This window comes from Marseilla massiliensis (assembly GCF_016899855.1).
Classification (GTDB): Bacteria; Bacteroidota; Bacteroidia; order Bacteroidales; family Bacteroidaceae; genus Prevotella.
The window spans coordinates 1-227 of record NZ_JACJJG010000309.1 but is presented as its reverse complement, the minus strand read 5'-3'; the positions used below and the strand labels follow the sequence as shown (position 1 = coordinate 227).

Annotated in this window: 1 protein-coding gene; it reads left to right on the top strand. The window is 63.0% G+C overall.

The features are described 5' to 3' along the window. Positions 1-227 (top strand): integrase core domain-containing protein (locus tag H6A34_RS14835; protein WP_239480915.1); only part of this gene is annotated, 227 nt, incomplete at both ends.

Genomic DNA, 227 nt, shown 5'->3' with positions numbered 1-227 from the left:
GAGGACTACAACCCCACCGACAACGCCGTGGCCGAGCGCGTCAACGGCATAATAAAGCAGGAGGCCGTAAACCGCCGACGCGCTTTCGCCGACATCGCCACGGCCGGCGAGGCCATCGGCAGGTACATCGACTTTTACAACACGCGCAGGCCCCACATGAGCATCGGTAACAACACCCCGGAGACGGCGCACGCCGGGAGCGGCGAACAAAAACGGCTGTGGAAAAG